This is a genomic window from Aeromonas sp. 602396 (assembly GCF_049173735.1).
In the GTDB taxonomy this organism is placed as follows: Bacteria; Pseudomonadota; Gammaproteobacteria; order Enterobacterales; family Aeromonadaceae; genus Aeromonas; species Aeromonas veronii_A.
The window spans coordinates 85892-108118 of sequence record NZ_JAAKSD010000006.1; the positions used below are offsets into that span (position 1 = coordinate 85892).

The 22227-nt window shown below is 59.0% G+C and carries 19 protein-coding genes and 1 pseudogene; 13 read left to right on the plus strand and 7 right to left on the minus strand.

Features of this window, described 5'->3' with window-relative positions; translation table 11 throughout:
• The first annotated feature begins 2 nt into the window (after positions 1–2).
• From tsaB to rnd, 5 genes are all read left to right on the plus strand, one after another.
• The gene (gene tsaB / locus G5229_RS09670; RefSeq protein WP_338454717.1) at positions 3–704 is read left to right on the plus strand and encodes a tRNA (adenosine(37)-N6)-threonylcarbamoyltransferase complex dimerization subunit type 1 TsaB; all 702 of its coding nucleotides are present in this window, start codon (positions 3–5) and stop codon (positions 702–704) included.
• Positions 705–823: 119 nt separating this feature from the next.
• Positions 824–1339, plus strand: coding sequence for a Slp family lipoprotein (locus G5229_RS09675; RefSeq protein WP_021230054.1), 516 nt, complete (start codon positions 824–826; stop codon positions 1337–1339).
• 8 nt (positions 1340–1347) lie between these two features.
• The gene (locus G5229_RS09680; RefSeq protein ID WP_265783315.1) at positions 1348–2226 is read left to right on the plus strand and encodes an alpha/beta fold hydrolase; all 879 of its coding nucleotides are present in this window, start codon (positions 1348–1350) and stop codon (positions 2224–2226) included.
• A gap of 198 nt (positions 2227–2424) precedes the next feature.
• Positions 2425–4101, plus strand: a complete 1677-nt coding sequence (gene fadD / locus G5229_RS09685; RefSeq protein ID WP_085942148.1) for a long-chain-fatty-acid--CoA ligase FadD — start codon at positions 2425–2427, stop codon at positions 4099–4101.
• Positions 4102–4209: 108 nt separating this feature from the next.
• Complete coding sequence (gene rnd / locus G5229_RS09690) at positions 4210–5322, plus strand: ribonuclease D (RefSeq protein WP_058059758.1); 1113 nt, start codon at positions 4210–4212, stop codon at positions 5320–5322.
• Between the two features lie 189 nt (positions 5323–5511).
• On the opposite strand, the gene G5229_RS09695 is transcribed toward rnd, so the two are convergent.
• The 3 genes from G5229_RS09695 to selD are packed head-to-tail and all read right to left on the minus strand — an operon-like array spanning position 5512 to position 8328.
• Positions 5512–6156 (minus strand): MBL fold metallo-hydrolase, encoded by a 645-nt coding sequence (locus G5229_RS09695; protein WP_421209023.1) that lies wholly within the window; start codon positions 6154–6156, stop codon positions 5512–5514.
• A 22-nt stretch (positions 6157–6178) separates the two neighbouring features.
• Positions 6179–7294, minus strand: coding sequence for a tRNA 2-selenouridine(34) synthase MnmH (mnmH, locus tag G5229_RS09700; protein ID WP_167556447.1), 1116 nt, complete (start codon positions 7292–7294; stop codon positions 6179–6181).
• Positions 7291–8328, minus strand: a complete 1038-nt coding sequence (gene selD, locus G5229_RS09705) for a selenide, water dikinase SelD (protein WP_128815504.1) — start codon at positions 8326–8328, stop codon at positions 7291–7293. The genes mnmH and selD overlap by 4 nt, the downstream gene beginning before the upstream one ends.
• Before the next feature lie 405 nt (positions 8329–8733).
• On the opposite strand from selD, the gene G5229_RS09710 reads away from it, so the two are divergent.
• Positions 8734–9162, plus strand: a complete 429-nt coding sequence (locus G5229_RS09710; protein WP_167567727.1) for a GNAT family N-acetyltransferase — start codon at positions 8734–8736, stop codon at positions 9160–9162.
• Between the two features lie 34 nt (positions 9163–9196).
• On the opposite strand, the gene G5229_RS09715 is transcribed toward G5229_RS09710, so the two are convergent.
• The 3 genes from G5229_RS09715 to G5229_RS09725 form a co-directional block, all read right to left on the minus strand.
• Positions 9197–10381 (minus strand): acyltransferase family protein, encoded by a 1185-nt coding sequence (locus G5229_RS09715; protein WP_421209024.1) that lies wholly within the window; start codon positions 10379–10381, stop codon positions 9197–9199.
• A 346-nt stretch (positions 10382–10727) separates the two neighbouring features.
• A complete protein-coding gene (locus G5229_RS09720; RefSeq protein ID WP_236281124.1) occupies positions 10728–11921 on the minus strand; it encodes a class I SAM-dependent methyltransferase in 1194 nt (397 codons plus the stop codon).
• 113 nt (positions 11922–12034) lie between these two features.
• A complete protein-coding gene (locus G5229_RS09725) occupies positions 12035–13465 on the minus strand; it encodes a methyl-accepting chemotaxis protein (RefSeq protein ID WP_421209025.1) in 1431 nt (476 codons plus the stop codon).
• An 82-nt stretch (positions 13466–13547) separates the two neighbouring features.
• On the opposite strand from G5229_RS09725, the gene G5229_RS09730 reads away from it, so the two are divergent.
• Both G5229_RS09730 and G5229_RS09735 read left to right on the plus strand, forming a co-directional pair.
• Entirely contained in the window at positions 13548–13820 is a 273-nt protein-coding gene (locus G5229_RS09730) for an acylphosphatase (RefSeq protein ID WP_005345583.1), read from the plus strand.
• Between the two features lie 15 nt (positions 13821–13835).
• Positions 13836–14702: a CHAD domain-containing protein gene (locus G5229_RS09735; protein WP_421209026.1), complete on the plus strand. Its 867-nt coding sequence runs from the start codon at positions 13836–13838 to the stop codon at positions 14700–14702.
• A 137-nt stretch (positions 14703–14839) separates the two neighbouring features.
• Here G5229_RS09735 and metG read toward each other — a convergent pair whose 3' ends face one another.
• The gene (metG, locus tag G5229_RS09740) at positions 14840–16873 is read right to left on the minus strand and encodes a methionine--tRNA ligase (protein ID WP_026034905.1); all 2034 of its coding nucleotides are present in this window, start codon (positions 16871–16873) and stop codon (positions 14840–14842) included.
• Positions 16874–17059: 186 nt separating this feature from the next.
• Here metG and apbC point away from each other — a divergent pair, with 186 nt between their 5' ends.
• The 5 genes and pseudogenes from apbC to G5229_RS09765 form a co-directional block, all read left to right on the plus strand.
• Positions 17060–18142 (plus strand): iron-sulfur cluster carrier protein ApbC, encoded by a 1083-nt coding sequence (apbC, locus tag G5229_RS09745; RefSeq protein WP_005345574.1) that lies wholly within the window; start codon positions 17060–17062, stop codon positions 18140–18142.
• A gap of 110 nt (positions 18143–18252) precedes the next feature.
• On the plus strand, positions 18253–18897 hold the full coding sequence (gene udk / locus G5229_RS09750) for a uridine kinase (RefSeq protein ID WP_005345570.1): 645 nt from the start codon (positions 18253–18255) through the stop codon (positions 18895–18897).
• A gap of 63 nt (positions 18898–18960) precedes the next feature.
• Positions 18961–19542 carry a dCTP deaminase gene (gene dcd / locus G5229_RS09755; RefSeq protein ID WP_005336719.1) on the plus strand — a complete coding sequence of 194 codons (582 nt, stop codon included), beginning with the start codon at positions 18961–18963 and terminating at the stop codon, positions 19540–19542.
• Between the two features lie 377 nt (positions 19543–19919).
• Positions 19920–21389 (plus strand): inorganic phosphate transporter, encoded by a 1470-nt coding sequence (locus G5229_RS09760; RefSeq protein ID WP_216950818.1) that lies wholly within the window; start codon positions 19920–19922, stop codon positions 21387–21389.
• Between the two features lie 116 nt (positions 21390–21505).
• A pseudogene (locus tag G5229_RS09765) lies at positions 21506–22128 on the plus strand (IS3 family transposase); the annotation flags it as partial.
• Positions 22129–22227: the final 99 nt, after the last annotated feature.

Sequence of the window (22227 nt, forward strand, 5' to 3'; positions counted from 1 at the left end):
GCATGAACGAGTTGAAGATCCTGGCCGTTGATACCGCTACCGAAGCCTGCTCCGCCGCCTTGCTGGTGGGTGACAAGCTGTTCTCCCGCTGGGAGGAGGCGCCACGGGATCACACCCGAAAAATCCTGCCCATGGTTCAGGCTGTGTTAGAGGATGCCGGGATAAGTTTGAGTGACCTCGATGCCATCGCGTTCGGCCGCGGCCCGGGCTCCTTTACCGGCGTGCGGATCGGCATCAGTGTGGCGCAAGGTCTGGCGTTTGGTGCAGGTGTGCCGCTGATTGGCATCTCGACCTTGGCCGCCATGGCGCAAGGCGCCTATCGACTGGATGGCGCCGAGCAGGTGCTGACCGCCATCGATGCGCGGATGAACGAGGTCTATTTCGGCCGCTATGAGCTGATTGATGGCCGCATGCAGCTGGTGGGGGACGAGGTGGTGAGCGAGCCCGCGGCACTGGTTGACGTCCGTGGCAAGCTGGCGGGCCCAGTGACCTGCGTCGGCACTGGTTTTGAGACCTATGGCGAGACCCTGAGTGGTCTGGCCGATGAGCTGGAGGTGAGCCAGGTGCGTTTCCCGGCGGCAGAAGATATGTTGCCGCTGGCCCGCGCCGCCTGGCTGGCGGGGGAGGCGGTGCCGGTGGAGCAGGCGACGCCGGTCTATTTGCGTGACAAGGTGACCTGGAAAAAACTGCCGGGTCGCGAATAAGGGCAGGAGCGCTGATTTCATGTCGCTCTTGCCGCTCATCAGCTGTAACACGAGCGGATGGCCCCTACGGGCCACGCCGGCAACGGGAGAGTGACATGATGTGTAAGTCCAGAAGCGACATGATGAAACGCACTATGGTGGTCGGGGCGCTGGCCCTGCTGCTCGGGGCCTGCAGCTCGGTCCCCAAGGAGCTGGCCTATGAGCCAGAGAACCAGCTGGTGGCCTATCAACCCGCCCTTGGCGGAATGGAGGGCAAACCGGCCCGCTGGAGCGGCGTTATCTCTGCGGTGCACAACAAGGCGGATCAGAGCGTTATTGAAGTGGTCTATCTGCCGCTCAAGTCCAACGGTGTGCCGGAGCAGACCGAGCAGAGCCCGGGCCGTTTTCTGGCCATCATGAAGGGTTTTGTCGATCCGACCCTCTACGCCAAGGGGCGCAGCCTGACTGTGCTTGGCACCATAGGCAAACCGGTTGATAGCCAGATTGGCGAGCACAAGTACCGCTTCTCTGTGCTCAATGTGACGGGCAGCAAGCTGTGGCCGCCAGTCAAGGAGGTGGAGGTACGTTATATGGACCCCTACTTCTACGACCCCTTCTATGATCCCTTCTGGCCGAGACGGCCGCTGCGTCGCTAAGGCTTGCCATGATCAACAGCATCAAAAGCACTCTGCACGAACGTCTGCTGACCTTGGCAGATGGGCGGCGGGTAGCCCTGCTGGATAACCAGTCTGCGGAGCATGATCAGCAGGGCAAACCTCTGCTGATCGCCCTGCATGGCTGGCTCGACAATAGCGCCAGCTTCTTGCCGCTGGCGCCGCATCTGGGAGATTTTCACCTCATCTGTGTCGATCTGCCGGGGCACGGTCACTCCGATCACAAGACCACCCCTTATGTCTTTGTCGACTGGCTGGACGATCTCTACCAGATCGTGCAGGCGGCGGGCTGGTCACGCTTCACTCTGCTCGGTCACTCCCTCGGGGCGTTGATCGCCTCGGCCTATGCCGGGGTGTTTCCCGAACAGGTGGAGCGGTTGATCATGCTGGAGGGGCTGGGCCCGCTCAGTCAGCCCGATGAGGAGGTACCTGCCCAGCTGCGACGTGCGATTTTAAACCGCAGTCGCACCCGGGAGCGCAGTGCCAACGGCTTTGCTTCCATCGATGAGGCTGTCGCCGCCCGTTGCAAAGTGGCGGATATCACGCCGCAGGCGGCGCGCCTTATCTGTGAACGGCAGCTTGAAGAGCGGGCAGGGCGCTGGTACTGGCGCAGCGACCCCCGCTTGCGGGATCTTTCACCCCTGAGAATGAGCGAAGGACAGGCTCGTGCATTGATGGTGGCTATCCGTTGTCCTGTGCTGTTGATTCAGGGGGAGCAGGGCTTTGCTGCGCTTGAAGCCCAATGGCAGGCCCGTCAGGATGCCTTCCAGCAGATCGAGCGGGTCATATTGGGTGGAAACCACCATTTTCATATGGAAAATTCGGTTGATACGGCCGTTTGTATCGTAAAGTTTTGTCAAGTTCGGTAGAATCGCCAGCTTTCAATAATTCCAGGTTTGTTTTCTCCCTCACATTTTTCTGTTGTTAATTTGCTGTTAATTGATGTTGCGCTGTGTAAATATGTGCGGCATTAGAGCATCAGCTTAAAACAACCGATTAAAATGGATGTGAACCGGGACGGAGGCAACACAGTGAGCGCACAGGTGCTAGTTATGCAGGAGAAGTTTGTGGAAAAAGTCTGGCTGAAACGTTATCCGGAAGGGGTCCCCGCCGAGATCAATCCAGACCAATACAGCTCCCTGGTCGAGATGTTCGAGTCCTCGGTAACCCAGTTTGCCGATCAGCCTGCCTTCGTCAACATGGGCCAAACCATCACCTACCGCCGGCTGGAAGAGCAGTCCCGCGCCTTTGCTGCCTACCTGCAAAACGAGCTGAAGCTGGAGAAAGGGGATCGGGTTGCGGTGATGATGCCCAACCTGCTGCAATATCCCATCGCCGTGTTCGGCATCCTGCGCGCCGGCATGATAGTGGTCAACGTCAACCCGCTCTATACCCCGCGCGAGCTGGAGCACCAGCTCAAAGATTCCGGTGCCAAAGCCATCGTCATCGTCTCCAACTTCGCCCATACCCTGGAAAAAGTGGTCTACGACACCCCGATCAAGCACGTTATCCTGACCCGGATGGGGGACAACCTGGGGCTGGCCAAGGGCACCCTGGTCAACTTCGTGGTCAAGTACGTCAAGAAGCTGGTGCCGAAATACAATCTGCCCCACGCTACCACCATGCGTCAGGCCCTCTCCAAGGGGCGTTTCCTGCAGTACATCAAGCCGGAGATCACCAACGACGATCTCGCCTTCCTGCAGTACACCGGTGGCACCACCGGCCTCTCCAAAGGGGCCATGCTGACTCATCGTAACATGATTGCCAACGTCGAGCAGTGCCTCGGTGTCTACGGCCCCATGCTGGAACGTGGCAAGGAGTTTGTGGTTACCGCATTGCCCCTCTATCACGTCTTCGCCCTGACCGTGAACTGCCTGCTCTTTATGCGTATCGGCGGTTACAACCTGCTGATCAGCAACCCGCGCGACATCCCGGGCTTTGTCAAAGAGATCAAGAAGTACCCCTTCACCTGCATTACTGGGGTTAACACCCTGTTCAATGCGTTGGTCAACAACGAAGAGTTTCAGGGCATCGCCTTTGACAAGCTCAAGCTGACCATCGGCGGTGGCATGGCGGTGCAGCGCGCGGTTGCGGAGAAGTGGAAGACGCTGACCGATACCCCGTTGCTGGAAGGCTATGGCTTGACCGAGTGCTCACCGCTGGTGAGCGTCTGCCCCTACGATCTGACCGACTACAACGGCTCCATTGGTCTGCCGGTCTGCTCTACCGAGATCCGGCTGGTGGATGACAACGGTCAGGTGATCCACGCCCTCGGCACCCCGGGCGAAATGCAGGTGCGCGGCCCGCAGGTGATGGTGGGCTACTGGCAGCGCCCGGAGGCGACCGCCGAAGTGATGCAGGATGGCTGGCTCTGTACCGGTGATATCGCCGTCTGCGACGAGCAGGGCTTCTTCAAGATCGTTGACCGCAAGAAGGACATGATCCTGGTCTCCGGTTTCAATGTCTACCCGAACGAGATCGAAGATGTCGTTGCCCTGCACCCGAAAGTGCTGGAAGTGGCCGCTGTCGGCGTGCCGCACAAGGTCTCCGGCGAGCTGGTGAAGATCTTTGTGGTCAAGAAAGATGCAAAATTGCAGGAGGACGAGATTATTGCCCACTGCCGTAAACATCTGACTGCCTATAAGGTGCCGAAACTGGTAGAATTTCGTGACGAACTTCCCAAGACCAATGTGGGCAAGATCCTGCGCCGCGTACTGCGCGACGAGGAGATTGCCAAGCAATAACCGGACTGTGGCTGCAGAAGCCTCTGCAAACCAGCACCGTCGTTATGCAAAACCGTGGGTCATCCCACGGTTTTTTCTTTTTGGCCCTGATCAACCGCGCAGGCACAGATGCACTATCAACTTATCACTCAGCAAGACGAACTTGAGCAGTATCTCGCTTCTCTGGCCGACGTTCCCCTGGCTATCGATACTGAATTCGTTCGCACCCGTACCTACTATCCCCAGCTTGGCCTGTTCCAGATCTATGACGGCGAGCATCTGGCGCTGCTGGATCCGCTTACCCTGGATCTCTCCGCCCTCTGGCAACGACTGGGCAGGGAAGGGCAGATCGCCATCCTGCACGCCTCTGGCGAAGATCTGGAGCTTATCCAGCATCAGGCTGGCCACCTGCCCAACCAGATGCACGACACCCAGCTTGCTACCGCCTTTCTCGGTTACGGCGTTTCGGTCGGCTTTGGTGCGCTGGTGAATGAATTCCTCGGGGTCGAGCTGGAAAAAGATCAGGCGCGCACCGACTGGCTGGCACGCCCGCTTACACCGCGTCAGCTCGAATACGCGGCGGCGGATGTCTTCTACCTGATGCCGCTCTACGAGAAGGTGATGGCCAAACTGCGGGAAAGCGGCAAGTTTGCCTGGTTCGAGCAGGAGTGCCAGAACCACTCCGCCCGCAAGACCCAGGGTAGCGATCCCCGTCAGGCATATCTTGACATCGTCAACGCCTGGCAACTGGGTCGCCGCGAGCTCGCCATTCTGCGCGAGCTGGCCGCCTGGCGCCAGCAAGAGGCGGTGCGCCGGGATCTGGCCCTCAATTTTGTGGTGAAAGAGCTGCACCTGTTCAAGGTGGCGGAGCGTCGTCCTGCCTCCCTGCGGGATCTCAACGAGCTCGGCCTCTCGCCCATCGAGATCAAGATCCACGGCAAGCGGATGCTCGATATTGTCGCCAAGGCGCAGCAGAGCGATCCTGACAGCTGGCCCGAGCCCATTCGCCGGCTCGTGGACTTTCCCCAGTACAAGGCCGAGCTCAAGCGCATCAAGGCCATGGTGGAAGAGAAGGCCAAGGCGAGCAATATTCCGCCCGAGCTGATTGCCAGCAAGAAGATCATTCACCAGTACTTCACCTGGAGCTGGCGGATGAACGACGAAGAGCGGGCTCGCAGCGACAAGCCGATGCTGCTGCAAGGGTGGCGTCATGAGCTGGTAGGTCACCTGCTGGCACAATAAGCCACCAGACGGTTGCACCTATAAATCAATCCTCACCCTCGGGTGGGGATTTTTATTGGGCGAAAGAGACAAATGGGCATGCCGAAATGGGAAACGCTGGTGGGACGTGGCTGGCCGGATGGCAGGAGTCGAGAGTGAAAAAGAGAGCAGAGAAGAAAAGGCAGCGGCTAACACCGCTGCCATTTTTGATCACCAGATAGGCTGGGTCAGGTAGGGGTTGCTCGCCTTCTCGCGGCCGAAGGTTGAGCTGGGGCCATGGCCCGGGATAAAGACGATCTCATCGCCAAGGGGCAGCAGGGTCTCGGTGATCGACTTAATCAGCGTCCCGTGATCGCCACGGGGGAAGTCGGTGCGGCCGATGCTGCCGGCAAACAGCACATCGCCAACCCAGGCGAGCTGCTCGGCTTGGGAGAGCAGCACGATATGGCCCGGGGTGTGGCCGGGGCAGAAGTAAACGTTCAGCTCGCACTGGCCAAGCTGCACCTTGTCACCCTGCTCAAGCCAGCGATCCGGTGTGAACGCGGGGGTATGGGCGAAGCCGAACATCTGGCTCTGCTGGGGCAGCATGTCGAGCCAGAAGGCGTCCTCCTTGTGGGGGCCGGTGATGGCGACGCCGGTTTTTTCCCGCAGCTCGGCGGCGGCACCCACATGATCCAGATGACCGTGAGTGAGCAGGATGTGGGTCAGGGTCAGGCCACGCTTGGCGATGGCCGCCAGCAGTTTGTCCGCTTCGCCGCCCGGATCGATCAGGGCCGCCTGATGGGTCTCGTCACACCAGATGAGGGAGCAGTTCTGGGCGAACTGGGTGACCGGGATCACCTCGAATTTCAACATAGAGTTCCTCTCTTGGGATGGGTCAGCCGCGCAGCGCGCTGGCATGCTGCTCGGCGAAATAGTCGAGACAGGCCTGCTTGTCACCGCGAAACACGATGCGCTCCTGCTTGTTGCCAAGCTGATAGAGATACATGGGGTCGTAGTAGCGGGTCAGCAGCAACGTGATCCAGGCCAGATGCAGCGCGGTATCACCGCTCTTTTCCTGCTCGGTGAGAGCGGTCTGCATCAGGGCATCCAGCTCGCGGTGGGCCTGATCGCCAAGACGGCGCTTGAGACGGGCCAGCGCATCGGTGAGGTAGGCGGCAAACAGCGGCCAGCCGGCTTCCTGGCCATACATGGCTTGATAGCGCAGCCAGAGATCGTGCACGTAATCTTCACGGATCTGCTCGGCCCGATCGATCTGCGGAACATCCACCACCACCAGCGGTGCCTGACTCATGGCTTCATGGAGGGAGAGAGGCAGGCAGCAACGGCCAATCAGGCGGCTCTCATCCTCGACCACGAAGGTCTGCTCGCCGCGATGGCGGCGTTTAAGCAGCTCGATGGCGAGGTTGTTTTCAAAGTTGATGTTGCTGGGCTGGCCGCCGGGCAGTTGACCGAAGGAGGAGCCCCTGTGATGGGCGTGTCCTTCCAGATCGAGCGCCTGAGCTACGTGGTCCAACATATGGGTCTTGCCGGAGCCGGTCATGCCGGTCAGCACAGTCCAGCGACACTCGGCAGAGGCCTTGTCCTGGGTGTCGATCAGGAAACGGCGCAGCTCCTTGTAGCCTCCGGCGACGCGGGGGCGAGTCACCCCCGCATCAGCCAGCCACTGTTGTACGGTTTGCGAGCGCAGGCCGCCGCGAAAGCAGTAGAGCACGGCATCGGGCTGCTGGCGCAACTGCGCCAGCCAGCCTTCGAGTCGTTCGGCACGTACTGCTCCCCCCACCAGCTTGTGTCCAAGCTCAATGGCGGCGGCCTGACCCTGCTTCTTGAAGCAGGTCCCCACCTGGGCGCGCTCATCGTCTGTCATCAAGGGCAGATTGGTCGAGCAGGGGAAGGCCCCCTCCTTGAACTCGATGGGGGCGCGCACATCAATCAACGGCACATCGTCCAAAAAGAGTTCGGCGTAGTCCGTGGCCAGTGGCAATTCACTCATTGGACAATCTCGATAAAGCGGGAGCCCTCAAGGGGCTTGATCTGGCCGATGGGCGAGAGCGCAAGGCCAGCTTCGTGCGCGATGGCGAGCAGCTCGGCTTCGCTCTCTTTACCCACTGCGACCAGCAGGCCGCCACTGGTTTGCGGATCGCACATGATGTTACGGGTGCGATCGTCCATGGCATCGAGCTTGTGGCCGTAGGAGTCGTGGTTGCGCAGGGTCCCGCCCGGTACGCAGCCCTCGGCGAGGTAGTAATCCACCTCATCCAGCAGCGGCAGTGCCTTGAAGTCGAGGCGGGCGCTGACATTGGATCCTTCGCACATCTCCAGCAGATGGCCCGCCAGACCAAAACCGGTCACGTCGGTCATGGCGTGGACACCCGGCAGCTCGGCAAAACGCTGACCGATCTTGTTGAGGGTGCACATGGCGTTGGGGGCCAGTTGCTCGTGTTCCGGCTTCAGCTTGCCCTTCTTCTGGGCGGTGGTGAGGATACCGATACCAAGAGGCTTGGTCAGATAGAGGGTGTCACCCACCTTGGCAGTGTCGTTCTGCTTGATGGCGTCCAGGGGCACGATACCGGTGACCGCGAGGCCGAAGATGGGCTCGGGGGCATCGATGCTGTGGCCACCGGCTAGCGAAATGCCCGCTTCGTGGCATACCTGACGGCCGCCGTCGATCACCTGCTGGGCCACTTCCGGCGCCAGGGTATTGATGGGCCAGCCGAGGATGGCGATGGCAACGATAGGCTTGCCGCCCATGGCGTAGATATCGCTGATGGCGTTGGTGGCGGCGATGCGGCCAAAGGTGAAGGGGTCATCGACGATGGGCATGAAGAAGTCGGTGGTGGAGACAATGCCCTGACCGTTGCCGATATCGACCACGGCCGCGTCATCCTTGCTGCTGTTGCCAACGATCAGGGTCGGGTCGTTGAAGCCCGGGATCTGGCTCTTGAGGATGGTGTCGAGTACCTTGGGAGAGATTTTGCAGCCGCAGCCAGCGCCGTGGCTGTATTGGGTCAGACGAATGGAAGACATACTTACCCCTTTTATTTGCAAACAGAGCAGAGGCTCTGTGGAGCCGTCTTGGTCAATGGGCGGTCTTGTAGAGAGAATGACAAGAAGCCGCAAATATGGGTGGCCTCGGTGCCAACAGGGGCAGCGATGACTGGCAGTTATGAAAGACCGCCAGGCCGGACGGGGAAGAAAAGGGCGACAAGGTGCGCCAGCGCAGCCCCGCCAAGGGCCACAGGACGGAGCATTATGCCACATTTGCCTCTTGGGGTTCGAACAGGAATTCACATAAACAGCAGGGAATTGCCCGCACTTCCCTGTCATCGGTCTGGATCCGGCGCTGGCTGATTGATTGCAGTACAGATGCAGAAAAGAGAACGTCAAAGAGAGCAACAGCACGCAACTGCCGATCTACAACAGGAGAGCTTAGTGACCACCACATTTTTGGTTAACCACCCCATCACCACGGCACAGTTTGCGGCGTTGTTGGCGCAGACCTCGCTGGGGGCGAGACGGCCGCTGGACCATCCGGCCACCCTGCAGGGCATGCTGGATCACGCCAATCTGCTGATCACCGCCTGGCAGGGTGAGACCCTGGTCGGGGTGGCCCGCTCGGTGACCGATTTTCATTTTTGTTGCTACCTCTCGGATCTGGCGGTGGCCGAGTCGGTGCAGGGGCAGGGGATTGGCAAAGCCCTTATTCGCGAGACATTCTTGCAATTGCAGCCCGGCTGCAAGCTGATCCTGCTGGCCGCACCGCAGGCGGTGGCGTACTACCCCAAGCTCGGATTTAGCCAGCACCCGAGCGCCTGGGTGATGAGCAATCTGGATGAACTGGTACTGGATGAGTTGGCATAAAACCGTCAACTCATCCAGACAGGGCGAGATTAGCTTATCCGGCTTGCTCCAGCGCCGGTTGCCGTGACTTGCCCCAGCGGCGCAGGCGCCGTTGTAGTGGTCGCTCCAGCAGGTTGTAGCTCAAGGCAGAGAGGCTGATCAGCACTGCCAGCATCAGCAAGGTTGCCACTACCCCCAATAGCGGATTGGTTTGGGCATACCACCACTCGGTGAGCCCCGGCGCCAGATAGTGGATGAGCTCGCAGCCGGTGAGCAGTACCAGCGCATGGAGCAGGTAGATGGAGTAGGAGAGATCCCCCAGCCAGTTTGTGAAGCGGCTATCCAAAAGGCGCAGCAGCGGGCTCCGGCGCTCCCCCTGGGCGGCTGAAATCCAGATCAGCAGCACGTAGGAGCTGATCAGCAGCAGTGTCAGCTGCGGCGTCATGGCGAACTGCATCAGCGCGAAGGGCAGCACAAAGGCGATCAAGAGCGGCAGATCATGCTTCATCATGGGCGAGCCTTTCGCGGCCTTCACCCTCGGCAGCAGCCAGAGGCCGAGCACAAATTCACTCACCCCGCGTCCCACCGCCAGCGCCCCGCTCGTGACATCCAGGGTGCCGCGACTGTGTACGATAAAGGCCAGCACCGTCAGCGCCAGCAGGGGGACGAGATGGCTCCAGCGACTACGGGTGACCGCCAGCGGAATCAGCAGCGGGAACAGCAGGTAGCTAATCCACTCTACGCTCAGCGACCAAGCGGCGAAGTTCCAGGTCAGCCCGTGATCGGTCACCACCTGCAGCAGCAGGAAGGCGCTTGGCAGCGCCTCGGCCGGGGTGAAGGGGGAACCGAAAGGCGGCATCCCTTCCCACTCCCACATTTTGAACAAGGGGCCGGCGTAGAAGCCCACCCCGTGTTGTGCCTTGTAAAGCTCCCAGCCAACCAGCAACAGCAGGGTCACCAGATAGAGGGGGTAGACGCGGGTCAGCCGCAGCCAGAGAAAGCGGCCATAACCGATAGTGCGGGGAGTTCGGGTGAAAGCCTCCCCATAGACATGGGCCAGCACCACACCGCTTAAAATAAAGAACAGATCGACCCAGAGGTAGCCATTCTCGATGAGTTGGGTGTGGCCTGCGATCGACGCCATCCACTGGGGAAAGAGCAGCAAGCGGGCATGAAACAGCACCACCATCAGGGCAGCGATGCCCCGCAGCGGCGTTAACAGCGGCAATGATTGATTCATAACGGGATCCCTTGTGATGTTCAGCTTGGCCTGACATCTATTTTGTTGTTGTGCCGCCCATCAATCCTGATGGGGCGGTTGACCCGGCTCGGCTGCCGCAGGCGGGATCACACTACGGAAAAGAGAGTCATACGGGTGTGATTTAAATCATAAATGTGCAGCTTTTGTGCAAAAAAATTTAAACAGAGAAGCCGTGGAGAGCAGGTAGGGAAAGAGGAAGAGAGGAAACACCAATAAAGCAGAGAGGGGAATCGGGGCGAGCGTCAGGCTCAGGCCTATACGGCGCGATGCAAAACAATCAGGCCCGCAAGGGGCCTGATTGATCACAAGGGGAGGGGGGGGCCGATCAGCGGGCGCGTACCACCAACCCCTTGAGGTAGAAGCCTTCCGGATAGGCGGTACCGATAGGGTGATCAGAGGCCTGGGAGAGCAGCTCCAGGATCTGGGCATCGCGACCGGCATCGAGCGCCGCATCGGCAACGATCTTCTGGAACAGGCTCTGCTCCATCAGGCCGGAGCAGGAGTAGGTCAAGAGCACGCCACCCGGTGCCAGCAGCTGGAACGCCAGCATGTTGATGTCCTTGTAGCCACGGCAGGCGCCAAGCAGCTGGGCCTTGCTCTCGGCAAACTTGGGCGGATCCAGCACGATGACATCGAACTTCTCGCCCTTCTCGCGGTATTCCCGCAGCAGCTTGAATACGTCGTGACGGATAAACTGGGTGTTGCTGGTATCCAGCCCGTTCAGCTCGGCGTTCTGGCGGGCGATATCCAGCGCATTCTGGGAGAGATCGACGTTGACCACTTCCTTGGCGCCGCCCTTGAGGGCATAAACGCCAAACCCGCCGGTGTAGCAGAAGCAGTTGAGCACCCGCTTGCCTTCGGTGTACTTGGCGGCAGCCTGACGGTTGTCCCGCTGATCCAGATAGAAACCGGTTTTGTGGCCGTTACGAATATCCACCAGGATCTTGACGCCACCGTTCTCTTCGATGACCACCGGCTCGTTCGGGGTCTCGCCATAGATAACGCCGGTGCGCTCTTTCAGTCCTTCCTTCTTGCGTACCGCCACGTCGGAGCGCTCATAAATGCTGCACTCTGGGTAGAGGGTACGCAGTGCTTGCGTTATCAGCTCACGCTGGAACTCGGCACCGGCAGAGAGGATCTGGCACACCAGAAAATCGGCATAACGGTCGATGGTCAGACCCGGCAGGCCGTCGGATTCGGCGGCGCAGAGGCGATAACCGGTGAGACCCTGACGCTTGATCAGCGGATCGCGAGACTCCTGCGCATATTTGAGACGACGGATAAAGAAGTCGAGATCGACGGTCTCATCCTTGTCGAAGGTCCAGACCCGGGCACGGATTTGGGAACTGCCTGACCAGGCGCCACGGGCGAGCCACTTGCCATCGTTGGCATAGATCTCGACGGTATCGCCGTCAATGGGGTTGCCCTGAACCCGCTCAATCCCCTTGGAGAAGATCCAGGGGTGGCGACGCAGCAGGGATTTTTCGCGGCCTTTGACGAGATAGATGGAAGCGCTCATGGATGTTTGCCGATGGTAGAAAGAAAAGGGGCCACATTCTATGTGGCCCGCAGGTAAAACTCAAACAACCCTGTGTAATGGATGGGGTTGCCCTGATCTGACACCTCATATGGTCAGAGCTTAATCCCCTTGAGTGCCTGGGTCAGTTCGCTGGCGGTGGCTTTCAGCCCCTGCGTGCCAGCTACCGAGGCGCTGGCGGACTCTTCCACCTGCGCCGCTTCATGGCGCACCTGATCCAGATTGTGGGTGATCTCGGCGGCGACCGAGCTCTGCTCTTCGCTGGAGGTGGCGATCTGGGTGCTCATCTCTAGCACCGCATCGCTGTGGTTGCTCAGCTTTTCGATATCGAGCCCCACTTCGCTGATGAGCTGCTGGCTGCTGGCGGCGCGCCCCACGGTTTTCTCCATGATCTCGTTCAGCGCGCCGGTACCGGTCTGCAGCTCTTCGATCATCTGCTGGATCTCCACCGTCGCCTGCTGGGTACGGCTGGCGAGAGTACGCACTTCATCTGCCACCACCGCAAAGCCGCGACCCTGCTCACCGGCACGGGCCGCTTCGATGGCGGCGTTGAGGGCCAACAAGTTGGTCTGCTGGGAGATGGCGTTGATGACGTTGACCACTTCGTTGATGCGATTGGCGTTGTGAGTCAGCCGCTCGACCGCGCCCGATGCATTGCCAATCTCGTCCGCCAGGGTGCGGATCGCTTCGATGGTGCGGGCTACCCGGTTGGCGCCATTGGCCGCCTCTTCGCTCGATTGGCGGGTCTGCTGCAGGGTGTCGTTGGCATTGCGCGCCACTTCGCGGATCGCCGCCGACATCTGCTCCATGGCAGTGGCCAGTGAATCCATGTGCTGGCGCTGGGAACGCGCCATGGTCTCGCCTTCGCGGGCATGGTCACGAAACTCGTCTGCGGCCAGGGTCAGCGCTTCGGCAGACTCTTCGACCAGCTTGACGATCTGATGCTGGCGGTCGGTAAAGCGGTCGATGCTGCCCGCCAGGGTGGAGAACTCGTCCCGCACCGGGAAGAAGTTGAGACGGAAGGTGAGATCCCCGTCCGCCACGGTTTGCAGCGCCTTGTTGGTGGAGTAGAGCGCACCGGAGACAAAGGTCATCATGTAGTGGATCACCAGTGCCATCAGGGCGGCCAGCGCGCCGATCAGGAGCAGGGTCGAGCCCTGACCCTCCCACATGGAGAGGTTGCTGGTATCGAGATCACCGGTGACGTAGCCTGCCTGACCTGCTGGCGCGGTAAAGAGGTAGTGCTCCCCTTGCTGTTGCAACCCGCTGCTGCCTTGCCGGGTCAGACGCAGATCAGCAGGCAACACCAGAGTGGGCTGCTGGCTGACCAGCTGCGCTGTGGTCTCGACCCGTTGCTGCAACTGCGCTACCCGCAGGGAGATCTCCTGCTGATGGCTGGCCGCCAGCATATACCAGCTGAGAAAGGCGATGATGAAGAGAGGTAACCAGAACGCGATATGGAATTTTTCACTGATGGTGAGGTGAATGAGATAGCGGTCAACCCACCGGAATTTAACTTCTTTCATAATGGAGCTGCATCCTGCAGAGATAGAGTGTCGGGCACATTATCGTCTCGGGAATTTTTTTCTTAAGCGGAAGGTGTGAGAAATGGGAGAGCAATCGTTTGTCATTCGGGTGTGGGGGCAGGTGCAGGGGGTGGGATTTCGCTATTTCACCCGTGAGCGGGCGCTGCAACTGGGTTTGCGGGGCCATGCCTACAACCTGGAGGATGGCTCGGTGGAGATCCTCATCAGCGGCCCCGCGCAGGGGGTGCAGATGATGCTGGGTTGGCTGGAGCATGGCCCGCGCACCGCCAGGGTGACCCGGATGGAGTATGAAGAGGCGCTGCCGCCCACTGGCCAGGGCTTTCACACCAACTGAAGGGGCGGGGACGAGATGGACGCTGACAAGGAAAGTCTGTTGCTGACTCAGGCAACAAGCTGGGTCGCCCGTTATCAGGAGGCGGCGCGAGCGGTGCGCGAAGAGGCCAGCGAACCGGCCGTGCATGGCTACCGTATCGCGGCGCGCCGCTTGCTGGCACTGCTCGCCCTGTGGCGACCACTCGCCTATCATCCCGAGCTGGAGCGGCGTCTGCTGCGCTCGGTCGGGCGGCTTTCGGCGCTGCGGGATGCTCAGGTCTACGCCGAGCGTTTTGGCAAGCCGCCTGCCAGCACGGGCAATACCCACAAATCGGCCTGTCGCGTGCCCCTGTTGTCGAGGCGACTGGCCCGCTGGCTTGCAGCGGTGGCGCAGGTGCCGGATGCGCGGGCATTGGCATCGCTCTATCAGCAGCATCTGGCCCTGCGCCTTGATGAGGCGCAGGGCGCTCTCGATGAACCTATTCCCTGCGTTGGAAAATCTGCCAGCTCCCGTCAGCAACAGTTGCGCCGCTGGCATCGGCTGCGCCTCGAGATCAAGCAGGCCCGTTATGGCGTGGAACTGTTGCTGGATCTGGGGAGTGGAGATCCCGGCTGGTTGAGCACCCTGACTCACTGGCAGGAACGACTCGGCCAGTTGCAGGATTGGCGTCAATGGCGGCAGAGGTTGCGAGCAGAGCAGGGGAACACCCGCAAGCAGACGAAACTGCGGCAGCAGTTGAAGGGGAAGATCACCACCCGTTTGCGTCAATTGGACTGCCAGCAGGCGGAGCTGGTGGCGCTCAAACTGGCGATGCAGGCAGGCCACAACATGAATGACATGCCAAGTCGGGTGATCAGGTATTCAGAACAAAATGTATCGACCGCGAATCCCGGTTGTGGATAGCCCCGAGGCCGCAATCTACGAAAGTCATCCGCGACCAGCATCTACAGAAACTATCCAAGCCAAATATGTGAGACAAAAAAAGAGAGGCCGTTTGGCCTCTCTTCTCTATCTGGCTGTGGTCGCAGTCAGCGATACGCTTACTTGACGCGCATGCCCGGCTGGGCGCCTTCCTGCGGCTCCAGGATCCAGAGATCCTTGCCGCCCGGGCCTGCAGCCAGCACCATGCCTTCGGACATGCCGAAACGCATCTTGCGCGGCGCCAGGTTGGCCACCATCACGGTCAGCTTGCCTTCCAGATCTTCCGGGTTGTAAGCGGACTTGATACCGGCAAACACCTGACGGGTTTCGCCGCCGATATCCAGTTGCAGCTTGAGCAGCTTCTCGGCTTCCGGTACCGCTTCGGCCTTCTTGATCAGCGCGACGCGCAGGTCAATCTTGGCAAAATCGTCATAGGTGATGGTTTCGCTGATGGGGTCATCAGCCAGCGGGCCGGTCACTTTCGGTGCCTGCTCTTTGGCCAGGTCTTCCTTGGAGGCCTCGATCATGGCTTCAATCTTCGCCGGCTCGATGCGTGAGAAGAGGGCCTTGAACGGTGCCACGGTGTGATCGACCAGCGGCATCTCGATGCCATCCCAGCTGAGGGTTTCGGCCAGGAAGGCTTCGGCACGCTCGGCCAGCAGCGGCATGACGGGCTTGAGGTAGGCCATCAGTACGCGGAACAGGTTGATACCGACGGAGCAAACAGCTTGCAGCTCGGCGTCAGCCCCTTCCTGCTTGGCGATGACCCAAGGAGCCTTGTCATCCACATAGCGGTTGGCCTTGTCGGCCAGCGCCATGATTTCGCGGATGGCACGGCTGAACTCGCGGCTCTCATAGGCTTCGGCAATGGCGGTACGGGCATTGGCGAATTCGGCGTAGAGCTCGGGCTCGGCGCAGGTTGCCGCCAGCTTGCCGCCAAAGCGCTTGGCGATAAAACCGGCGTTGCGGGAGGCGAGGTTAACCAGCTTGTTGACCACGTCAGCGTTGACGCGCTGCACGAAATCTTCGAGGTTCAGGTCCAGATCATCGATGCGGCTGTTGAGCTTGGCGGCGTAGTAGTAACGCAGGCACTCCGGATCCAGGTGGTTCAGGTAGGTAGATGCCTTGATAAAGGTGCCCTTGGATTTGGACATCTTGGCGCCGTTGACGGTTACATAGCCGTGCACGTTGACCTTGGTCGGCTTGCGGAAGTTGGCACCTTCCAGCATGGACGGCCAGAACAGGCAGTGGAAGTAGGCGATGTCCTTGCCGATGAAGTGGTAGAGCTCGGCGTCGGAGTCCGCTTTCCAGTAGCTGTCAAAGTCGATGTCGCCACGCTTGTTGCACAGGTTCTTGAAAGAGGCCATGTAACCGATGGGGGCATCCAGCCAGACGTAGAAATACTTGCCTGGGGCGCCGGGGATTTCGAACCCGAAGTAGGGGGCATCACGGGTGATGTCCCACTGCTGCAAGCCGCTTTCGAACCACTCCTGCATCTTGTTGGCCATCTCTTCCTGAATGGCGCCGGAGCCGCGCACCCACTCAGAGAGCCATTTTTCAAACTGCGGCAGGTCGAAGAAGAAGTGCTCGGAGTCCTTCATTACCGGAGTCGCGCCGGAGACGGCAGATTTCGGATCGATCAGCTCGGTTGGGCTGTAGGTGGCGCCGCAGCTGTCGCAGTTGTCGCCATACTGCTCCGGAGATTTGCACTTGGGGCAGGTCCCCTTGACGAAACGATCCGGCAGGAACATGGATTTTTCCGGATCGAACAGCTGGGAGATGGTGCGGCTCTTGATAAAACCACCATTTTTCAGGCGGCCATAGATCAGCTCCGCCAGCTCACGGTTCTCGTCGCTGTGGGTAGAGTGATAGTTGTCAAAGCTAATGTTGAACCCGGCGAAATCGGCCTGGTGCTCCTTGGAGACCGCGGCAATCATCTCTTCCGGGGTGATCCCCATCTGCTGTGCCTTGAGCATGATCGGGGTGCCGTGGGCATCATCGGCACAGATGAAGTGCACCTGATGGCCGCGCATTCGCTGATAACGAACCCAGATATCGGCCTGGATATGTTCCAGCATGTGGCCAAGATGGATGGAGCCATTGGCATAGGGGAGGGCGCAGGTTACCAGCATTTTACGAGGATCAGTTGCCATATTACGTTCTTGATGTGCTTGTTGGGATGATAGAGTGCCGTGCATGTTACCCGAATTGGGGGTAGCCTGCCTAGGGTTGTGGCTATGCCAACCTTGGCAGCACCTGCCGTTATGATGGCAGGCAAGCCACTGATTTGTGTGCGGTAACCGTTCACCTCAAGATAATGACAAGATAATGAGGAGTTAATGGTGATTGATTCAGTAAAACAGATCCTCGCCGAATTTAAGCCAGCAGGCTGGCACAAGGATCTGGTGGATGCCGGATTCGTTCGCGAGATCATCAATCAGGGTCAGGGGCTTACTATCCGGCTGGTCTTGCCGTTTGCCGGTCTCTCGCTGCTCGATCAGCTCAAAGAGAACTACGATGCCAGGCTGCGTAGTGCCACCGGCGCTGCCCGTATCGACTGGGCATTGGAGATTGACGTCGCCAGCATGCCGCGGGCGCAGGGCCTCAATGCCGTGCAGGGCATTCGCAACATCATCGTGGTTGCTTCCGGCAAGGGCGGGGTAGGCAAGTCCACCACCGCAGTCAATCTGGCGCTGGCGCTGCAAAAAGAGGGGGCGCGGGTCGCTATTCTCGATGCCGATATCTATGGCCCTTCCATTCCCACAATGATGGGCACCCTCAAGGAGCGCCCGGTCAGCCATGACGGCAAGCTGATGGAGCCGGTGATGGCCTGCGGCCTCAAGAGCAACAGCATCGGCTATCTGGTCTCCGAGCAGGATGCCACCATCTGGCGTGGCCCGATGGCGAGCAAGGCGCTGGCGCAGATCCTCCATGAGACCCGCTGGGGCGAGGTGGATTATCTGGTGGTAGACATGCCGCCGGGCACTGGCGATATCCAGCTCACCATGGCTCAGCAGGTGCCCACCTCGGCGGCGGTGATCGTCACCACCCCGCAAGATGTGGCGCTGGCCGATGCCCGCAAGGGGATCGCCATGTTCAACAAGGTCAATGTGCCGGTGCTTGGCATCATCGAGAACATGAGTTATCACGTCTGCAGCGCCTGTGGTCATCATGAGCCGCTGTTTGGTACCGGTGGCGGCCAGAAGATGGCAGAGCAGTATCAAGTGGCACTGCTTGGTCAATTACCGCTGCACATCGATATCCGCCAACACATGGATGATGGCTGTCCGACGGTGTTCGGCGCACCGGAAGGGAGCCTGGCTCAGGCTTATTTGAAGCTGGCGCGCAGGGTAGGGGCTGAACTCTTTTTCAGCGCAAAACCGATTGCGACCCCCCTCTATGCCATGGCGCTGGATGAATAATCGGCGGTCGGTCACTTGAAAGGGAATTGAGGGTGGGCATGACCCACCCTTTTTTATATAATGGATCGGTTTAAACCATCCCCACTGCTCTTCTCTTTTAGGTATTTGTCATGTCTGATACTCAACATTCGTGTGTGATCATCGGTATTGCGGGCGCATCTGCGTCTGGCAAAAGTCTTATAGCCCAGACCATTTATGAAGAGCTGGTGGCCGAACTGGGCGCAGGTCAGATTGGTGTGATCACCGAAGATTGCTACTACCGTGATCAGACCCACCTGACCATGGAAGAGCGGGTCAAGACCAACTATGACCACCCCAATGCCTTGGATCACGACTTGCTGGTACAGCACCTGAGCCAGCTGGTCAAAGGTGACGCGGTAGCCATTCCCCAGTACTCCTACACCGAACACACCCGGATGAGCGAAGTGACCCCGTTTGCGCCGCGCCGGGTGATCATTCTGGAAGGGATCCTGCTGCTGACCGACAGCCGTCTGCGGGATCTGATGGATGCCTCCATCTTCATGGACACCCCGCTCGACATCTGCCTGCTGCGCCGTCTGGTGCGTGATGTGCAGGAACGTGGCCGTACCATGGACTCCGTGCTCAAGCAGTATCAGAAGACGGTGCGTCCGATGTTCCTGCAGTTTATCGAGCCGTCCAAACAGTATGCCGATGTGATCGTGCCCCGTGGTGGCAAGAACCGCATCGCCATCGACATGCTCAAGGCGCGTATTCGCCACATGTTGATCGGTTAAGATGAAACAAGCCGGGTGATGCCCGGCTTTTTTAAAAGCACAATTTGTCAGGAGAGTCGCCCAATGCGTCTGTGTGATACCGATATTGAACGCCATCTGGATGAAGGCAAGATCGTCATTGAGCCACGGCCCGGGGTAGAGCGGATCAGTGGTGTCAGTGTCGATGTGCTGCTGGGTAACGAGTTTCGGGTGTTTCGCGATCATACCGCGCCCTATATCGACCTGAGCGGCCCGAGCAGCGAGATGGCCGATGCCATCGATCGGGTGATGAGTGACGAGATCCATATCCCCGATGGCGAAGCCTTCTATCTGCACCCGGGTCAGTTGGCGCTGGCGGTGACCTACGAATCCGTCACCCTGCCTGCCGATATCGTTGGCTGGCTGGATGGCCGCTCTTCACTGGCGCGCCTGGGTTTGATGGTGCACGTGACCGCGCACCGCATCGATCCGGGTTGGTCCGGTCGCATCGTGCTGGAGTTCTACAACGGCGGCAAGCTGCCGCTGGCGCTGCGCCCGAAGATGAAGATCGGCGCCTTGAACTTCGAGATGCTTTCCGGCGTCGCGGCCCGTCCCTACAACAAGCGGGAAAATGCCAAGTACAAGAGCCAGCAGGGCGCCGTCGCCAGCCGCATCAATCAGGACTGATAACTGGCAACACAGCAACGATTCAAGGGAGCACAAGGTGCTCCCTTTTTGCATCTGGAATCAAACGGATATGGGATTGATGGTGCTGGTCGGATGAGATTGGTGGGGTAGGGGTGTTTTATCACCAATTTTGCCTGTTTTTATGTCATAAAAACGTCATAAAAATGAAATCATTGGCTTAATTGTCAGCTAATTTTGCCATTTCCTGCAATCATTGATGGCTTTAATTAATCGATGGCAAGCCGTATGAGGACTGGCTCTAGGATATTTTTTTCCAAAAAGCTCTTTTTTTTTATGGCTGAAATATTTCAATGGTGGCTATGGTGTTGGCCGCCATCTGGCATAATCCGCCGCAACTCATAAACAGGCTTTTTTTTATGTTTGAAATGTTTAGTGGTTTGGGTTTGTGGTGGTCAATCGGTTTGGTATTGGCCGTTTTTTTTGTGCTTGCCTATGAATTTATCAACGGCTTTCACGATACCGCCAACGCGGTAGCAACGGTTATCTATACCAAGGCGATGCCGGCTCACCTGGCGGTTGTCGCATCGGGGATCTTCAACTTTTTTGGCGTCATGTTCGGCGGTCTGGGGGTGGCTTATGCCATTGTCCATCTGTTGCCCATCGACCTGCTGCTTGGGATGGACTCCACCCAAGGGTTGATCATGGTCTTCTCCTTGCTGTTTTCCGCCATCGTGTGGAACCTGGGCACCTGGTTCTTCGGGATCCCGGCCTCCAGTTCACATACCTTGATCGGTTCCATTCTGGGGGTAGGCGGCGCCTATGCCTGGATCACCCATAAACCGGTGACAGAAGGGATCAACGTGGGCAAAGCGATCGACATCATGCTTTCCCTCATCATCTCTCCCACCATAGGTTTCATCATCGCGGCGCTGCTGCTGCTGGCAATGAAACGCATCTGGACCAGCAACAAGATCCACAAAACACCGGAAGAGCGTCAGCTGGTGGATGGCAAGAAGCACCCGCCGTTTTGGGCGCGTCTGACCCTGGTGGCATCGGCCATGGGCGTCAGCTTCGTGCACGGCTCCAACGATGGCCAGAAGGGTATCGGTCTGGTGATGCTGGTGCTGATCTGCATGGCACCCGCCTATTTCGCGCTGGACATGAACAGCCGCTCTTATGACCTGGATCGGACCCAGGATGCCAACCAGCGCATCATGGAGATCTACCAGCGCAACCAGTCCGCCCTCTCTGGTGTCATCAACTTCTCTGCACCGGCAACGGCTCAGGAAGAGCTGATGACTCACTGCTCCGCCGATGGCGTGCTGCAGGCGATGGCCACCCTGGATGCCCGTCTGGGGGCTGTGCGTACTTATGATCAGATGAGCCTGACCGACCGTCGCGAAGTGCGTCGTCTGCTGCTCTGTATCGATGACACTGCCCGCAAGGTTGCCAAGCTGCCGCTGCCCGCCAAGGAGCTGACCGACCTGGCCAAATGGCGCAAGGATCTGACCGCGACCGCTGAATACGCACCGACCTGGGTGATCGTCTCCATCGCACTGGCGCTCGGTTGTGGCACCATGGTGGGCTGGCGTCGTATCGTCCATACCGTGGGAGAGAAGATCGGCACGACCGGCATGACCTACAGCCAGGGCATCGCGGCCCAGATCACGGCTGCGACCTCCATCGGAGTCGCCAGTCTGACTGGTATGCCGGTGTCCACCACCCACATCCTCTCTTCTGCGGTGGCGGGGACCATGATTGCCAACAAATCCGGCCTGCAGAGCCAGACTATCAAGACCATCCTGATGGCCTGGGTGCTGACCCTGCCGCTGACCATGCTGCTCTCCGGCGGCCTGTTCATCGTCAGCCATCATCTGTTTGGCTAAATGCCAATACCATATTCGATAAAGGGCCTGCGGGCCCTTTTTTGTGTTTCCTGTCCTCTCCTGAATACGGTTTACACCTTTCCCCCCAATAAATGAACAGTCCTATGGGATAAGGTGTGAAACGGACACCGCGCGATGACTCGCTGACGTTTAAACTGGCGTTGGTCGAACAGATTGAAAAAGGCGAGCTCAGCTGCCTGCAAGCACAAGCCCGATATGGCATTCAGGGCAATTCGACCATTCTGGTGTGGTTTGCGTAAACATGGTTGGCAAGATTGGAGCCTGAGGTATCTGTACCCGCCGGCAATAGCATCACCATGCCTGACCCCGACAAACAGACGCACCAACAATGTATCAAAGAGCTCGAGCAGCTGGCGCTGATAAGCCTGAAGGCCCAAGTCGTCGATGTGCTGAAGAACGACTAGGCGTTTCCATCGTAAAAAAGCGACCCGACAAGTCCTCTCGCAGCGGCAGGTCGAGAGGCTGACCATTGTCAGGGCTTGCCTGTTTCTGGGAATAAGCCGGCAGGCTTTCTACAAGCGCAATCGGGTTGCGGACGGACATCTAAGCTCAGGGGCTGCAGGTGGTGCGATTTGTGCGTCAGGTTCAGCTGCGACAACTGCAGGTCGGCACTAGCAAGCTGCATTATCTGCTTCAGGGTCAGGATGATGCCTAGTTCAAGGTCGGGCGGGACAGGCTGTTTCGGATATTGGCCGAGTACCGCTACTGGTGCAGCCCAGTCTAGGGTTTCCTCGTCGCGCAGTAATGCCGATTAATCCCTGTTTGTATTGTGTATGCACTGAGCGATGCTTTGCTGTTATATGCCAACAGACTAGAA

Excerpts from the sequence above, each read along its gene's own strand:
- tsaB (WP_338454717.1), top strand. The coding sequence starts at position 3 with ATGAACGAGTTGAAGATCCTGGCCGTTGATACCGCTACCGAAGCCTGC.
- G5229_RS09675 (WP_021230054.1), top strand. The coding sequence starts at position 824 with ATGATGAAACGCACTATGGTGGTCGGGGCGCTGGCCCTGCTGCTCGGG.
- G5229_RS09680 (WP_265783315.1), top strand. The coding sequence starts at position 1,348 with ATGATCAACAGCATCAAAAGCACTCTGCACGAACGTCTGCTGACCTTG.
- rnd (WP_058059758.1), top strand. The coding sequence starts at position 4,210 with ATGCACTATCAACTTATCACTCAGCAAGACGAACTTGAGCAGTATCTC.
- G5229_RS09695 (WP_421209023.1), bottom strand. The coding sequence starts at position 6,156 with ATGTTGAAATTCGAGGTGATCCCGGTCACCCAGTTCGCCCAGAACTGC.
- mnmH (WP_167556447.1), bottom strand. The coding sequence starts at position 7,294 with ATGAGTGAATTGCCACTGGCCACGGACTACGCCGAACTCTTTTTGGAC.
- selD (WP_128815504.1), bottom strand. The coding sequence starts at position 8,328 with ATGTCTTCCATTCGTCTGACCCAATACAGCCACGGCGCTGGCTGCGGC.
- G5229_RS09715 (WP_421209024.1), bottom strand. The coding sequence starts at position 10,381 with ATGAATCAATCATTGCCGCTGTTAACGCCGCTGCGGGGCATCGCTGCC.
- G5229_RS09720 (WP_236281124.1), bottom strand. The coding sequence starts at position 11,921 with ATGAGCGCTTCCATCTATCTCGTCAAAGGCCGCGAAAAATCCCTGCTG.
- G5229_RS09725 (WP_421209025.1), bottom strand. The coding sequence starts at position 13,465 with ATGAAAGAAGTTAAATTCCGGTGGGTTGACCGCTATCTCATTCACCTC.
- G5229_RS09730 (WP_005345583.1), top strand. The coding sequence starts at position 13,548 with ATGGGAGAGCAATCGTTTGTCATTCGGGTGTGGGGGCAGGTGCAGGGG.
- G5229_RS09735 (WP_421209026.1), top strand. The coding sequence starts at position 13,836 with ATGGACGCTGACAAGGAAAGTCTGTTGCTGACTCAGGCAACAAGCTGG.
- metG (WP_026034905.1), bottom strand. The coding sequence starts at position 16,873 with ATGGCAACTGATCCTCGTAAAATGCTGGTAACCTGCGCCCTCCCCTAT.
- apbC (WP_005345574.1), top strand. The coding sequence starts at position 17,060 with ATGGTGATTGATTCAGTAAAACAGATCCTCGCCGAATTTAAGCCAGCA.
- udk (WP_005345570.1), top strand. The coding sequence starts at position 18,253 with ATGTCTGATACTCAACATTCGTGTGTGATCATCGGTATTGCGGGCGCA.
- dcd (WP_005336719.1), top strand. The coding sequence starts at position 18,961 with ATGCGTCTGTGTGATACCGATATTGAACGCCATCTGGATGAAGGCAAG.
- G5229_RS09760 (WP_216950818.1), top strand. The coding sequence starts at position 19,920 with ATGTTTGAAATGTTTAGTGGTTTGGGTTTGTGGTGGTCAATCGGTTTG.